Source organism: Moorena sp. SIO3A2, assembly GCF_010672265.1.
In the GTDB taxonomy this organism is placed as follows: Bacteria; Cyanobacteriota; Cyanobacteriia; order Cyanobacteriales; family Coleofasciculaceae; genus Moorena; species Moorena producens.
Genome location: NZ_JAAHHC010000066.1, coordinates 1 through 13,892, shown reverse-complemented (window position 1 = coordinate 13,892; position 13,892 = coordinate 1). Strand labels below are relative to the sequence as shown.

14 protein-coding genes are annotated in these 13,892 nt (G+C 42.1%); 9 read left to right on the top strand and 5 right to left on the bottom strand.

Translation table 11 applies throughout. From position 1 onward, the window contains the following. The first annotated feature begins 49 nt into the window (after window positions 1-49). The 4 genes from F6K64_RS34350 (at window position 50) to F6K64_RS34335 (ending at window position 4,386) form a co-directional block, all read left to right on the top strand. Window positions 50-1,507: a tetratricopeptide repeat protein gene (locus tag F6K64_RS34350; RefSeq protein WP_287267766.1), complete on the top strand. Its 1,458-nt coding sequence runs from the start codon at window positions 50-52 to the stop codon at window positions 1,505-1,507. 8 nt (window positions 1,508-1,515) lie between these two features. After that, a complete protein-coding gene (locus tag F6K64_RS34345) occupies window positions 1,516-3,165 on the top strand; it encodes a tetratricopeptide repeat-containing sulfotransferase family protein (protein ID WP_287267765.1) in 1,650 nt (549 codons plus the stop codon). A gap of 138 nt (window positions 3,166-3,303) precedes the next feature. Further along, window positions 3,304-3,882, top strand: a complete 579-nt coding sequence (locus F6K64_RS34340) for a Uma2 family endonuclease (protein WP_287267763.1) — start codon at window positions 3,304-3,306, stop codon at window positions 3,880-3,882. A 279-nt stretch (window positions 3,883-4,161) separates the two neighbouring features. Then, window positions 4,162-4,386 carry a hypothetical protein gene (locus tag F6K64_RS34335; RefSeq protein WP_287267762.1) on the top strand — a complete coding sequence of 75 codons (225 nt, stop codon included), beginning with the start codon at window positions 4,162-4,164 and terminating at the stop codon, window positions 4,384-4,386. A 457-nt stretch (window positions 4,387-4,843) separates the two neighbouring features. Here F6K64_RS34335 and F6K64_RS34330 read toward each other — a convergent pair whose 3' ends face one another. Beyond that, window positions 4,844-5,263 carry a DUF29 domain-containing protein gene (locus tag F6K64_RS34330; RefSeq protein WP_287267761.1) on the bottom strand — a complete coding sequence of 140 codons (420 nt, stop codon included), beginning with the start codon at window positions 5,261-5,263 and terminating at the stop codon, window positions 4,844-4,846. A 167-nt stretch (window positions 5,264-5,430) separates the two neighbouring features. Beyond that, complete coding sequence (locus F6K64_RS34325) at window positions 5,431-5,679, bottom strand: hypothetical protein (protein WP_287267760.1); 249 nt, start codon at window positions 5,677-5,679, stop codon at window positions 5,431-5,433. 573 nt (window positions 5,680-6,252) lie between these two features. Here F6K64_RS34325 and F6K64_RS34320 point away from each other — a divergent pair. From F6K64_RS34320 to F6K64_RS34305, 4 genes are read left to right on the top strand one after another with little or no spacing between them, the layout of a single operon-like run. Next, on the top strand, window positions 6,253-6,495 hold the full coding sequence (locus F6K64_RS34320; RefSeq protein WP_287267758.1) for a hypothetical protein: 243 nt from the start codon (window positions 6,253-6,255) through the stop codon (window positions 6,493-6,495). Next, a complete protein-coding gene (locus F6K64_RS34315; RefSeq protein WP_287267776.1) occupies window positions 6,431-9,103 on the top strand; it encodes a dynamin family protein in 2,673 nt (890 codons plus the stop codon). Before F6K64_RS34320 ends, F6K64_RS34315 begins: the two co-directional genes overlap by 65 nt. Beyond that, complete coding sequence (locus F6K64_RS34310) at window positions 9,096-10,145, top strand: diguanylate cyclase regulator RdcB family protein (RefSeq protein ID WP_287267757.1); 1,050 nt, start codon at window positions 9,096-9,098, stop codon at window positions 10,143-10,145. The genes F6K64_RS34315 and F6K64_RS34310 overlap by 8 nt, the downstream gene beginning before the upstream one ends. Before the next feature lie 5 nt (window positions 10,146-10,150). Then, the gene (locus F6K64_RS34305) at window positions 10,151-11,185 is read left to right on the top strand and encodes a patatin-like phospholipase family protein (protein ID WP_287267756.1); all 1,035 of its coding nucleotides are present in this window, start codon (window positions 10,151-10,153) and stop codon (window positions 11,183-11,185) included. 269 nt (window positions 11,186-11,454) lie between these two features. Here F6K64_RS34305 and petA read toward each other — a convergent pair whose 3' ends face one another. Together petA and petC are read right to left on the bottom strand one after the other, a co-directional pair. Beyond that, window positions 11,455-12,444 carry a cytochrome f gene (petA, locus tag F6K64_RS34300; RefSeq protein ID WP_044493942.1) on the bottom strand — a complete coding sequence of 330 codons (990 nt, stop codon included), beginning with the start codon at window positions 12,442-12,444 and terminating at the stop codon, window positions 11,455-11,457. 114 nt (window positions 12,445-12,558) lie between these two features. Then, a complete protein-coding gene (gene petC, locus F6K64_RS34295) occupies window positions 12,559-13,101 on the bottom strand; it encodes a cytochrome b6-f complex iron-sulfur subunit (RefSeq protein ID WP_008186806.1) in 543 nt (180 codons plus the stop codon). Between the two features lie 238 nt (window positions 13,102-13,339). Here petC and F6K64_RS34290 point away from each other — a divergent pair, with 238 nt between their 5' ends. Then, window positions 13,340-13,657, top strand: a complete 318-nt coding sequence (locus tag F6K64_RS34290; protein WP_287249468.1) for a DUF3067 family protein — start codon at window positions 13,340-13,342, stop codon at window positions 13,655-13,657. On the opposite strand, the gene F6K64_RS34285 is transcribed toward F6K64_RS34290, so the two are convergent. Next, a partial coding sequence (locus F6K64_RS34285) for a hypothetical protein (protein WP_287267755.1) occupies window positions 13,654-13,892 on the bottom strand: 239 nt, incomplete at its 5' end. The two genes, F6K64_RS34290 and F6K64_RS34285, sit on opposite strands and share 4 nt — an antisense overlap.

Sequence of the window (13,892 nt, the reverse complement as noted above, 5' to 3'; positions counted from 1 at the left end):
CATCGCTGTTTCCTGCTCCCTGTTCCCTGTTCCGCTGTTCCCTCTCATCATGTACAATTACTTAACTGAAGCAATTGCCGCTTGTGAGCAAGCGTTGGAAAGTCCATCCCCAAATCGAGCTGATTTTGCCTCGACTTGCCGAGTTTTAGGCAATATCTTGCAAGGGATGGGTCGGTTTGATGACGCAATTTTCTGGCACTCTAGAGTGTTCGATGAAAAACCGAATTTAGTGCAAGTCTATGCTAAAATAGGGAGTTTATACACTAGTCAACAACAGTGGCAAGCAGCGATCGCATCCTACTACCATGCTCTTAGCCTCCAGCCAGATTTTGCTGAGGCTTACTGGAGTTTGGCAGAAATCTATTCTCAGCTGGGGAACAAAGACGAGGAAATTGAGTGTTGGTATCAGACTCTGAGGCTGAAACCCCAATCAGCAAAGGCTCAGGGACATTATAAACTAGGGAAAGCGTTCCTGGCTCAGGGTAAACCGGATCGAGGCATTGCTTGCTTCCAAAATGCGATTGAGCGTGACTCCAGCCTATGGGCAGCTTACTACGAGTTAGGAGACTGTTTGATAGCCCAGGGGAAGTGGGATAATGCGATCGCATGTTATCGTAAGTTACTCGACCTTGACCCAAATCAAGCTAAGGGGCACTATAAAATTGCTGGGATTTGGCTCAAACAAGGAATGGTGGACACAGCGATTGCAGCGTTTCGCCGCTCGATTGAGGTTGATCCAAATTTCCCTGGAGCTTATCGGGAACTGATCCAACTGTTGATTCAACAGCAGAAGTGGGATGAAGCGATTGTATCATGCCGTGCGGTAATTGCGACAGTGGGTGACTATCCCTGGACTTATGTTCAACTCGGGGATGCTTTGGTAAAAAAAGGTGAATTGACCGAAGCCTACAGTTGTTATCAAAAAGCTGCTCAATTGCGGGGTTGGCATCAGTGTGCTCAGAAGGATTATCGATTCACTGAGGATCGGTTTACCTTTAAAATTCCGGTCTGGGAAGAACACTTGCAGCCCCTAGCTGGTGTGGCTGATGCTCAGTGTCTGGAAATTGGGAGTTTTCAAGGTAATTCCGCTTGCTGGTTACTTGATAAAATCCTGACTAACTCCTCAGCTCGATTAACCTGTGTTTCGCCATACTTTCAGGAAGAGTTTGCTGCTAATATCGCTAAAACTGAAGCAGCGGAAAAGGTGACTAGGTTAGAGGGAAAACCTGAGCAGTTGCTTAATTCCCTTGATAGCAATTGCTATGATTTAGCTAACATTCGCGATAGGCGTCACAAAGCTACCATTGCTGAGCAAAATGCTTTACTTTGTTGGAAGCTGCTCAAGGTTGGGGGGCTGATGATCGTTAATAACTATGGATGGAGCAATCCGGCTAAACCACAAGAAGCGCCTAAAATTGGGATTAATAGGTTTCTAGATTCAGTTAAGGGTCAGTTTGAGATTCTGCATCAGGCTCGTCTACTGATTGTTAAAAAAATAGCTTCTTAACGGTAACGATGTCAAGGGATATCAAGCAATCTTCGGGTCATGATCACGACTCTGTTGACCAAACCCAGAGCCAGCTCAAGGTGGTGAAAATTCAATCAAAGTTGGCTAAAGACCATGCTAATCGGGGTAGTCTGTATGCTCAACAGCAACAGTGGCCGGAAGCGATCGCATGTTACGAAAAAGCGATCGCTATTGACCCCAAATTTGCTGGAGCTTACCGTAACTTAGCTCGGGTCTTCGCTAAGACAGGTCAAGAGGCAGAAGCTACGGAGTGTTGGTATCAAGCCCTAACCCTAGAGCCGAATTGGGCTAAACCAGAGGAGCATGTTAAGTTGGGCAACAGGCTGTGGTCTCTAGGCAAACCAGACCAAGCCATCACCTGTTATCGACAAGCGCTTCAGTTAAAGCCCAATTTACTCCAAGTTTACTATCGTTTGGGGGAGATACTCAAATCCCAGGGCAAGATGGAAGATGCGATCGCACTTTATCAACAGGCGGTCGAGAATAATCCTCGAAATCACCAAGCCATGAACTACTATCGACAATTGGTCGATAGTAATCCCAACTCTAGCGCTAAAGATTATCATCAGTTAGGTCAACTCCTTAGAGGGCAAAGTCGATTCAAAGAAGCCATTGAGTCTTATCAAAAAGCGATTGAGCTTGACCCCTGTTTTAAGCGAGCTTATGTAGACCTACAGTACACCTGGATTGAATCAGAACAGTTACAGCAACTTATCACCTTTTATCGACAGTGCATCGAACGGGAACCAGATTTTCCTCTGGCTTGGGGGAATTTAGGGGATGTGCTAACCGAGCAAGGGCAACTTGAAGAGGCGATTAGCTGTTACCAAACTAGCGCTTATAAAAAGGCAGTTGCATCCAATCCCAACCTGGCCGAGGTTGACTGGAAACCTAAAAAAGAGCATGGTCCAGACTTCGTGATTATTGGAGCGGCTAGATGTGGTACATCTTCATTATATATGTATCTGAGTCGTTATCCACAAATTATGTCTCCTCATAAAAAAGAGTTAAATTTTTTCAGTAAATATTATAATCAAGGGATTGATTGGTATCTCGCCCATTTTCCATCCATTACCGACACTCCTAATTTCTTAGCTGGAGAAGCAAGTCCTAATTATTTTGACTGCACTGAATCTGCCCAACGGATGTTTCAGTTTTTCCCCAAGGTTAAGCTCATTGTTTTATTGAGAAATCCCGTTGATCGCGCCATCTCTTGTTACTATCACAATTTTTATCATGGTCGAGAAAAGCGCAGTCTAGAAGATGCCCTAGCTCTAGAAAAGCAACGACTGCAAACTTTAACCGAATCAGAGCTATTACAGACCGGTTATCGACACCCAAATAATTTGTTAGGAAGTCTGTACGTCTATAAGTTAAAACGATGGATGGAGATTTTTCCAAAAGAACAATTTTTAATAGTGAAGAGTGAAGACTTCTATAGCAATCCCAAGATTGTGATGAGTACCATCATTGCATTTTTGGGTTTATCTGATCAGAAGTTTTTTCAATACCCCAAATGCAATGGTAGGTCTTACACTCCCATTAGTCAAGACTTGAGACAAATGTTAACTGACTTCTTTCGACCTCATAATCAGAAGTTAGAAGAGTATTTAGGAATGTCATTTAATTGGGATTAGACTAAATAAAGTGGCTCTATTTACTAATGTCACCTGTTACTTAAATTAACATATTATTAAAAATAATATTGCCAAATATAATTAAAAAAATGTTATAATAAAAACTGTACCATTTAATTCAGTAATTGCGAGGGCCCCATGGTTAAAACCACCTCCAAACTCACTTTTGAGGAATACCTGGAATATGATGATGGCACAGATAATCGTTATGAGCTGTTTGATGGGGAGTTAGTAGAATTGCCGCCTGAGGGTGAACCAAACAATTGGATAGCAACTTGCCTAATGCTCCAATTAGCACAACTAATTAAACGCCGGTTAATTAAAACGCACAGTTGTGAATTACAAGTTCCAGGAAATCCTCAAAACCGCTATCCTGATTTGGTAGTAATTAGAGAAGAACATCTTATCCAAACCGAAAAACGCCTAACTATCACCCTTGATATGCTTCCCCCACAGTTTGTTGCTGAAGTAGTTAGCCCCTACAAAAACCAAAGGGATGAAAACTACCGACGTGATTATGTAGAGAAACTACAACAATACCAAGAAAGGGCTATTCCTGAATATTGGATTATTGACCCCCAAGAGCAATTAGTAACTGTGCTGGTGTTAAACAATGGTAGTTATGAAAAACAAGAATTTCGTGGTAATGAGCAGATTGTTTCCGAAACTTTCCGTGATTTTAAGTTTACCGCTTTACAGGTAATAAGTGCTAATTGATATAGCAGCTGCGTAGGGTGCGTTAGGGACGGCTCGCCCTGATATTACGTTTCGCAGTCAGTGTTGACATAGCCCGTCCCGTAACGCACCACCGGGTCTGGGAACAAGAAATAACGAATTTAAATTTACATCAGCTTACCTGCGTTCCCTAAAGTTATGCGTTCGTTTTTTTAAATTCATTCTCAAATTAACTCCCCAAAAAAAATTTATAAAAACCCTTGACAAATATAATTATAATCATTACAATAATCATTGTAAACATAATTCAGGTTCTTAACCATGTCTCAAAACTTTATCCCGAATCAAAACAATAATCCTGAGGAGTATAACCAAAAGAAACAACGAATTAAGTACATTAAGGGCTCTCCTGAAGGAGTCACCAATACTATTTACTCCCTTTCTGCACTCGGGTATGCAAAGGTTTCCGACTGGAGCCCTTTGCAGCCAACCGGAATTCCAGGGCAAGTAATTAGTTTTGCAACCAAGTATTCGACTTGGCGTTAATAGGTTAAATTTCTGGGGGGGTTTCCCCCCTGGCAACGACTCCGGTCTGTTCGCGTAGCGTGGCCTTTGGCCAATCAAATAAGATCACATCCGGATTGATTCGGAAAGTGAGAGACATGACATAGTGTTTACAGCACTGAAATAGCCGTGGATATTATTTCTACGGCTATTTTTTTTTGCTATAGATGGGTGTGGAATGTGAGTTAAGCAAGCGATTGATTGCTATCATCGTGTTATTGCGAACGCGCCCCGCGTGACCTACGGTCAATCGCACAAGCGCGGAAGCTTCGCTTCATCCCGTAGCGTGGCCAACGGCCAATCGCATCAGATTCCGATTGGAGTTATTTTCAAATAGCCCAATCTCAATCACAGCAAATTCAGTACAAAGAAGCACCGTCAAACCCTCTCCCCTGCTGTCATAACAATATAATTTACATGAAGACCAGCTTAGGATAAGTCAATCTTGATCTAAAATATCAGAAGTAAAAGGACAATTCTGGGGGAAACTAACAGATGGATAATTCTTGCTCACCTTCTTCAGTGGATATCTGTAGCAATCGGAAAAGACCGATTCAAGATAAGGCTTAAGGCTAGGAGATTCAGACAACAGAAGATTAATCTGTTCTCTTTGTTCATCGATAGTATTTTCCCAGCCTCGATAATCAGGCTCTGAATCTACGTACTGCCTTTTTAGCAAATGTTCCATCAAAACCTTAAGTCGGCTCTGAAGCTCTCGTCTATCGGATCTTCCCAAGGATGCTATCTCCTCAATTAAATTGTCTATATCCAACTCATCAAAGTTTCTGGTTTTGAGTTGCTGGCAAGTTGTCTCAGTCCACAGAACGAAATCCTGATCATACAAGTCACTATTATTCATTGCTGGTTCATCCTTTTCTATTTTTTTTGTAACGATCAGATGCTCTCCCGTTTTCAGGTAAAACTGTCGGCAAAAAATAACACTACTCTTGAGGATTTCAGATAAAAAATTAACAGCATAGAGTCAACTAATCAAGGGGTATTTTATAGTTGATATATCCTCTTTTTTTATCTTACCACAGGCAATCCTATGGGGAGCTTCTGCATTATCAAAATAAAAGCCACCTGGTAGCTTTTACTAACAAGAGAAAGTTTTTGGCAGGGATTCAACACGTGAAGCTTCTGCCTCAACTCTATAATCAAGTCATTTTTTTGCGTTCGCGTAGCGTGACCTACGGTCAATCGCATCCAACTATAATTGGAGTTATTTTCAAATATCCCAAGCTCAATCACAGCAAAGTCGGTACCAAGAAGCACTGTTGTACTATTGCATAACTAGTTAACTTGACTCATAATTGTCTAAACCCTATATAAAGATCCAGTTTCTCCCCATTAACTCTGAGCAGCTGGATGACTATGAATGATATCATGTCAGGATAATTACCCTTAATAAAAATCTCCCCCATCTGGCCATCTGGCCATCTGGCCATCTCCCCACACTTCCCACCCTCCCCACCCTCCCCGGGCCCGGGCTCCTTAATTATGGGTATTCAACCAAACTTGATATGAGGGGGTTTGGGGTTTGGGGGAGCTATAAAACCCCTGGGCTTAAGGAAGCTTAGCGGGGGATATAGGCTTTACAAATGAGTTGTAAACTAGATTGTAATTTTTTCTAATCAAAACAAACGCTGTATTGCTGACTAAGGTTACCAGATCCAGAGTTTTATGTTCCCTAAAGCGTTTAATCCTATGTTTACATCTCAAATAGAAATACTATACATGAACTCCCCCAAGTTAAGTTAAGTTACTCAATGTCACTTAACTTAACAATTAAAAGTGTTTAGCTTACCAGTAAATAGTGTATAATCACTGCATACAGCTTTTCAAGCTATGCAGCGCGGTCTTGGAGAGTTTGAAGTTCCCGTAGAACAGGGTCGCCTTTCTGGGTGCTCGGTTATCCATAAAAGGGTTAAATATGCATGTAATAAGGCGACCCTGTTCAAGGTTTCATCGACCCAGCGCGGTCTTGGGGGAAACCCCCATGAGCGACTGGATCAAGACACTGTGAATACTAACACTCAAATACTGCTACCGACTCTACCCCGATGCTACTCAACAGCAAACGCTGATTGAGTGGATGGAAATCTGTCGGACGACCTACACTATGGGTGGCGATAGATTAAAGATTGGTGTAACAGTCGGAAGGAAAAAAACGACTCCCATAGCTTTGGATGTTTTTGGTTCATCTGTTATTAACGTGACGCAAGGAGCAGAGGTAGAAGCAATGTATTCGAGAGACTTAAAGTTTGATATTGAGGGTTTACAACAAGACGTTATTACACGACTGGATCAAATCAGTGAACTGATGACGACTGCTAGTAACATACTAGGAGAAGAAAATTTAAATAAAAAATACACTAAATTTAAGCAGGAAGTAGATACTGCCAAACAGCAGGTGGAAAATCTGGAATTAGTCATGTCGATTATCGCGCCCATGAAGGCAGGTAAGTCTACAGCTATCAATGCGATTGTTGGGCAGGAACTTCTGCCTAGCCGCAGTGATGCCATGACCACACTCCCTACAGAAGTTGTCTTTAAAGCTGAATTAGAACAGCCAATTTTGAAGTTGAGTCAACAAGTAGTTTCTGTGTTTAGCAAGACAATTGCGGCTTTGCGGAGCAATCTTCAAGAGTTTGACACTGACCAAATGAAAAGGATCAGGGCTAAATATGGACATCTGGATTACTTATTTAAATTATTTGAAAAAAAACAAAATCCGTCTTCACCTTCACTAGTCCCTAAACAGGAAACCTTTGACTTGAATGACATCCGGGGAACTCTGACTGTTTTGAATGACATTATCCGTTTGTGCAGCCTGATCGATGGAGTTGAAGATCCTATTGGTGAACTTCTCGGTCTTGATTCTCCGCGCATTGAAACTCCCTTTTGGCAACAAGATGCTCAGGAAACTGCAAACGTCGGGAATCTAGTAATTATTGATACCCCTGGCTCTAATGAAGCTGGACAAGAGCAGAGACTAGAGACTGTGATCAGAAAGCAGATTGAAAAAAGTGCAGTTGTTTTGATTATGCTCAATTTTGGCACAATCGGCGCAACTGATAACGATAAAGTTAAAACTGAAGTTGAGAACGTAAGAAAGTTACAAGGTAGAGGGAAGGATAACCTATACGTTTTGGTAAACCAGATTGACAGACGTGGAAAAGGTTCCAGGACTCCTGAGCAAGTCAAGGAGTTTGTCAAACAGGCATATGGCATAGGTGATTCTGGTGATAATAAAGATACAAATAGAGTTTTTGAAATATCAGCTCACTGGGCACTGTTCTCTGCTAATTTCTTTGTTCAAGGACTAGATAAAAATAAAGATAAAGCTAAAGATGATATCAAAAGCCGACCAGATATTGCCAGAGATTTACTAGGAGCAGAGTGGGAAGAAGATCTTGAAGATGCCTCTTTGGAGGAACTGGAGCGTAAAGTTAGGAGGCTGCGAGAAAGATCAGGTTTTGATAAATTTCTTAAGAAAGCCATTGAGGAGTTAATGCTCTTTGCAGCGCCTAAATCCATGAAGGAAGCACTTCAAGAAAGTTGCAGCTACTTAAATAAAATCGAAGAGGATGTAAGATTACAGAAAACAGCTATTGACAAAAAGGTAGAAGAAACCCAAAAGGACAAATATGAATTAGAATCTAAAATACATAGTCTTAATAATTGTCGCAATAGGCTTAAAATACAAATAGATCAAAAACACAAAAAACTTAATGACAAACTAGAGGGACTTATTATTCCCCTAAAGGAAGCAGCACGAGTGACTAGTAACGATTATTTTTCAAATGATCGAAATAAAGCGTTGAAAAAATGGATTCAATTGGCGCATCAACAAGATGTAGCAAAAGAGATTGTAAACAAGATAATCGACGAATTTATTTCTTTTGAGGTATGGATTAAAGAGAAATCAAATTTACCGTTCAATTGGAAGGATGTCAATGGTAATAATGATTATTCAGTTAAATTCTCAAGTCAAGCAGATGCAGAAGAATTTGCTAAACTGGCAGTTGATTACGCAACTGGAAGAACAGAAAAGTTATTTGACAGTATTCGTAACGCGACTAAACAAGAACTAGAAAAATCCCGTCAAGAGCTGAGATCCTTATTAGATAGTCAGACAAAGCAAATAATTGAGGAGGCGATGGAGCAACTATCAAAAGCCTTCGATTTGGAAATTCCACCACCACCACCACAGCCACAACCAAAAATAGACCTAGATTCTATTCAACCTTCAGTAAATCAGTTACCGGAGTATGGATACGTACAAGAATATGAAACTTACAGACCATTTTATTTTCTTTGGCTTGTTAAAATAAAAAAGAAAGTTGAGAGATATCGACAAGTAGGTAACAAATACAGTGTCTACCTGAACGATTTAATTACTCAAATTAATGAATTAATCGATACAAACATTGACAGAATTTATCAGGGCAGTAAACAGTACATTATTGAACAATTTGAAAAGGATACTGAAACCTTTTTCCAAAATCTTCAACAGTACTTAGGTGAATACCAAGACTTGATGAATTGGTCACTGACAACTCAGCAGCAATCTGAGGAAAAACAGAAAATAATGGTGGAAAAAATCAATATTTTAGAAAATTATTATAACGAACAAATCACAAAGGTAACTAACCATCTCAAACAGATAGAATCCTTATTATTAAATAATGGTTAATTACATAACACATCTTCAAAAACTAGACTCTCAGTATCGAGTCCCTATCCTTAGGGATAAAGCTCTGATTGACCTAATAAATGGTATTCAGGTCAACCGCGACCTCATCAGCTATGGTAAGAAGCAAAGGAGTCTGGGTCGCCTGTGGGACTTACTAACTGGCAGCGACTCCCAGCGCCAATCCCTCTTAGCTGAAAATATAGTCGCTGGTCAAAATACACTGTACCAATGGGCATTAGAAATAACTCGTTCCCAAGATATTAGTCAAGTAGCACTGGCTGTTACCCAGGAAAAATTGCTGGAAGCCCGTGAGGCTATTCGCCGCCAGCAACAACTAAATAGTCAACATCAAGAACTAAGAACTCTGCTGCAAGGTTTGACTAAAGAGATTGACTCACGTTTCTCGAAACTGGATGAAAGGATAAATAACCTAGAAGTAAGTACGGCTGCTCATCTGGAATTTGAGAGGATAATAACTTCCTGGGAAGCAAAGAGTACTTACACAAAGCTACCTTGGGTAGTACAGGTAGCCTTTTTAGCACGGCAAGTTTTCAGTGGTGCAGTTGCCAGCTATGAACTCGAATCTAATGATAAAGAATATGATAAAGAATATTTTCGTAAGTGGTTCGTCGATCGAATTGTCAAGTCTCCGAGAAGCCAAGAGATCCCGGACCCCCATATAACTCCTGATAATCCATTCTGTTCCCTTGCAGACCTTCTAGAGCAAACTAGGTCAGACATGGCAGACAATGACCGCACATTAGAATTCGCAGCCGCGTTGTTGGAGGTTCGGTCAGTGCCGCGAGAGCGTCTTTTAAACACTCCTTTGCTATTCACTATTGGTACAACTCTGGAACTGGCCGCCCTCCCTCCTGAAGCTAGACCACCAAAGCCCGCACATTGTGCAATTGGGCTATGTCGCGCTCACATTCAACCCATCGACCAAACCACAGATCGAAGACAATTTGTCGAAACCATTGTGCAGGAAACTGCTAATGACTGTATGGCAATCATGGCAACCCGTCCTACTATCACAAGTTGATCTCTATGGAACACACAAACCCCCAATTTGGACTTGTACTAGCTGGTGGTGGTGCTAAAGGAGCATATCAGGCAGGTGTATGTAAGTATCTTGCCGAAATTGGACTAGAGCCAAAAATTATTGCTGGCACTAGCATCGGCACCCTTAATGGCGCTGTTCTCGCATCCAGTCAATCATTTGCGCAAGGTGTCCAGCGATTGAATCAACTTTGGGAGCAACTAGGTCAAAAACAGGTTATCCGTCCCAATAAGAGTGCAGTTCTTAAAATGTTAAGCTATGGTGCTAAAGCTTTCATCCCAAGTCTGAGAACGTGGTGGTTTGATTTCTTAGTAAAGATAGGGTTGCCCAAAGACCACAACGCAATCTTTGACCCTGAACCTGTAGAAACTCTATTACGGGAAGCCGTAGACCCGGCTAAGCTGCGACAGGGAGTTGAGTTATGGGCAACAGTATTTCCAGCACTGAAAATACCAGGCTTAGACTACGATTTACTGATGCCCTTAGTCGATCTTTTGCGAGCCCAAGCTGGTACATCCGCCCACTGGCTTCGCGTGCAGGACTGCCAAGATGATGAAACTCTCTATAATTTACTCCTTGCCAGTGCTGCCATTCCCTTGGCATTTCCTCAACGAGAAGTTAATGGTCAGTTCTATGTAGACGGTGCTTTCGGAGATAATATCCCCTTGGGAGCATTAGCCGCTCGTGGATGTACTTTTGCCATTGTAATTCACTTAGATAACGGAGAAACCTGGAGCCGCCACAACTTTCCAGACCAAACCATCATTGAAATTAGACCAGAACAACAAATCAATAAATCGAATACGCCAGTTATCGGTTTCATTGATAGTTTGCTAGACTTCAGCCCTGAACGCATCACAGAACTCAAAAAGCGTGGTTATGAAGATGCCCAGCGCTACTTGAAGCCGATTCTCGAAACCTTTATAGCGATTAGAGCCATTCGTTATTCTGATCAAAAAGTGCTCCCACTGATACAGAAGTTGCAGAATGATCGACCACTATTGGATGATCAACAGGTGTGATAAACAAAGGTTGACCATTGATGTAGTCAAGGGACACAACTATAAATCCCTACAACCATCAACTGTCAACCTTTAACCAATAACTATTGCAATAAGCGCGTTTATAAATGAGATGTAAACCTAGCAAGGATTTTGTTATTGGACAATAAAACTGAGGATCTCTTTACCCTCTTGCCTTTTGCCTTTTGCCTCTTGCCTTTTTCGCCAAGAATTGTGTTTACAACCCAGATACAAACGCGCTTTGTGACCTCTAAACCAGCCACTTAATACTAGAAATTCATTTCAGCAGCTTGCACTTTCTCTACTTGCTTCTTCTTCAGAACTAGCAACACTTGAGATAGCATAATCGCGCCGATGAATAGCATCAACCACTTAATCCGAGCTGGGTCTTGTAAGACCACTTCCACATCCCTTTGACCAAATCCACCAACATTAGGATCAGTACTCAGAGGTTGTCCTGATACTACCTGATCTCCTTCAGCAACCAGTAACTCTGGGCCAGGGGGAACCGTATCAACTACAGTCTCGCCATCTGGGGTCTTGATAGTGACGTCGTAGCCAACATACTCTTCAAATGAAATTTTGGTAATTTCACCAGTGGCAGAGGCATTGAAGGCATTATTATTGCTAAGGTCTCCAGTGGGGTAAACCTGACCCCGTCCCCGGTTACCACCGACATGAAGCTGGTATTTACCAAAATAGATATCTTGCTCAGTTCTGGGGTCAGGAGACAGAACTGGGAACACAATTTCTTGATACTCCTCACCTGGTAGAGGACCAACGAGTATTATATTTTCCTGGTCTTCGCTGTAAGGTTGGTAGTACATGTTTTCGGTTTCTTCTTGCATTTCCTCCGGAATCCGGTCAGGAGGAGCAATCTTGAAACCTTCGGGTAACATCACCACGGCACCGACCTGTAAGCCACCTTTAGAACCATCACCATAGACCTCTTGTGCTTCTAGGTCATAGGGGATCTTAACCACAGCTTCAAATACAGTATCTGGCAGTACCGATTGGGGAATTTCCACTTCTGTCGGTTTCTCTGCTAGGTGGCAATTAGCACAAGCCAGCTTACCAGTGGCATCACGAGGGGTTTCTGGCGCAGTTTCCTGTGCCCAGAAGGGATAGGCAGCAGCTGACTGGGGAACTGCCAGATCACTGGCAAAGAAAAGGGCCACAGCTGCCACAACCAAGACAATAGTTCTGGCAATCATCCCCTTGCCACGGTTAACCATCACCGATACATCAGGTGTTCTCATCACTAAGCCAAAAAACTCAAAAATTGGTAATTTAAAAATTGCAACTTGTTAATTGCTAATGGTTGATTAGCACTAGTCAATTAACTAAAAACTAAGGACTAAGGACTAAAGCAATTAACTCCACCAAGGTTCTTCACCAGTGCGGAAGTCAGTTTCTTTCCAGGTGCTGAAGACTAGGGTGTCGTCTTCCGTTAACGTAGCGTGTGCCAAAGCTAGAGACAAAGGCGCTGGTCCGCGTACTACCTTGCCAGTATTGTCATACTGAGATCCATGGCAAGGACAGATGAACCGGTTCTTGCTAGCATTCCAAGGCACAACACAGCCTAAGTGAGTGCAAACCGCATTGAGACCGTAAGCTTCGAGACCTTGATCTTCAGTAACAATCACATAGGTGGGATCCCCTTTGAGACCTTGAGTCAGGGTGCGATCGCCTACATTGTGACTAGCTAAAAACTCGCTGACCATGATGTCATTGCCCAAAGCATCTTTAGCTGTGACACCACCACCAGCCCCACCACTGGATGGGGGGATAAAATACTTAACGATTGGGTAGAGAGCTCCAACAAATGTGCCCGTAATTGTCCCAAACGCCAAGAGGTTCATAAATTGGCGACGCCCCATATCTGGAACGTCTGCAGAGCCAGAAGCTTGAGCCATAACTGAACGCCTAAAGGTATACTTTTTTTACAATTCTGGGAAAATTACCAGAATTTTTTGAACCCTGCTTTTATAACTGTAGTGTGATTCAACCACTGGACAGGGTTGCCCAAATCCCTGCAATATAAGGATTCACGGCTTCAACTATAAGTATTATTACATTCTTTTACGCTTTATCATAAAGTTAAGAAGCGTTGTATTTGTAACGAAATGTAAACATTAAGTTAGGGCAAGAGCTATGACAGGACAGGACTTGCACCAACTCCTGCTCAATAAGTGGGGACGCTCCTATGACATCCAGATTCGGAGGACTCAAGGGAAAATCTTTGTTCAGATTATGTGGAAGTATCTGGAGCAGCAATCCTTTCCCCTTTCCGAAGCTGAGTACCTAGAGCATTTAGATACAGTAGCCAACTATATCCGAGGTTGGGGAGGAGCCAGCCAGCTGCAACAATTCATTAACAACACCCGTGAGCGTCCACGACTGGGGAAAGTGGTTAGTATTCCGATCGAACTAGGTGGGCGGTCCTCAGAATGGATGCTAGAGGATTTTTAGGCAGTCGGGAATAGGGAGTAGGGTGTGGGGTGTGGGGTGTTGGGTGTGGGAAGTTTAGACAAAGGCCAAACTAGGTAATAGGTAATAGGTAATAGGTAATAGGTAATGGGTAATAGGTAATAGGTAATAGGTAATAGGTAATAGGTAATAGGTAATAGGTAATAGGTAATAGGTAATAGGTAATAGGTAATAGGTAATAGGTAATAGGTAATAGGTAATAGGTAATAGGTAATAG

Excerpts from the sequence above, each read along its gene's own strand:
- F6K64_RS34310 (WP_287267757.1), top strand. The coding sequence starts at position 9,096 with ATGGTTAATTACATAACACATCTTCAAAAACTAGACTCTCAGTATCGA.
- F6K64_RS34350 (WP_287267766.1), top strand. The coding sequence starts at position 50 with ATGTACAATTACTTAACTGAAGCAATTGCCGCTTGTGAGCAAGCGTTG.
- petA (WP_044493942.1), bottom strand. The coding sequence starts at position 12,444 with ATGAGAACACCTGATGTATCGGTGATGGTTAACCGTGGCAAGGGGATG.
- F6K64_RS34340 (WP_287267763.1), top strand. The coding sequence starts at position 3,304 with ATGGTTAAAACCACCTCCAAACTCACTTTTGAGGAATACCTGGAATAT.
- F6K64_RS34290 (WP_287249468.1), top strand. The coding sequence starts at position 13,340 with ATGACAGGACAGGACTTGCACCAACTCCTGCTCAATAAGTGGGGACGC.
- F6K64_RS34320 (WP_287267758.1), top strand. The coding sequence starts at position 6,253 with ATGCAGCGCGGTCTTGGAGAGTTTGAAGTTCCCGTAGAACAGGGTCGC.
- F6K64_RS34305 (WP_287267756.1), top strand. The coding sequence starts at position 10,151 with ATGGAACACACAAACCCCCAATTTGGACTTGTACTAGCTGGTGGTGGT.
- petC (WP_008186806.1), bottom strand. The coding sequence starts at position 13,101 with ATGGCTCAAGCTTCTGGCTCTGCAGACGTTCCAGATATGGGGCGTCGC.
- F6K64_RS34330 (WP_287267761.1), bottom strand. The coding sequence starts at position 5,263 with ATGAATAATAGTGACTTGTATGATCAGGATTTCGTTCTGTGGACTGAG.
- F6K64_RS34345 (WP_287267765.1), top strand. The coding sequence starts at position 1,516 with ATGTCAAGGGATATCAAGCAATCTTCGGGTCATGATCACGACTCTGTT.
- F6K64_RS34335 (WP_287267762.1), top strand. The coding sequence starts at position 4,162 with ATGTCTCAAAACTTTATCCCGAATCAAAACAATAATCCTGAGGAGTAT.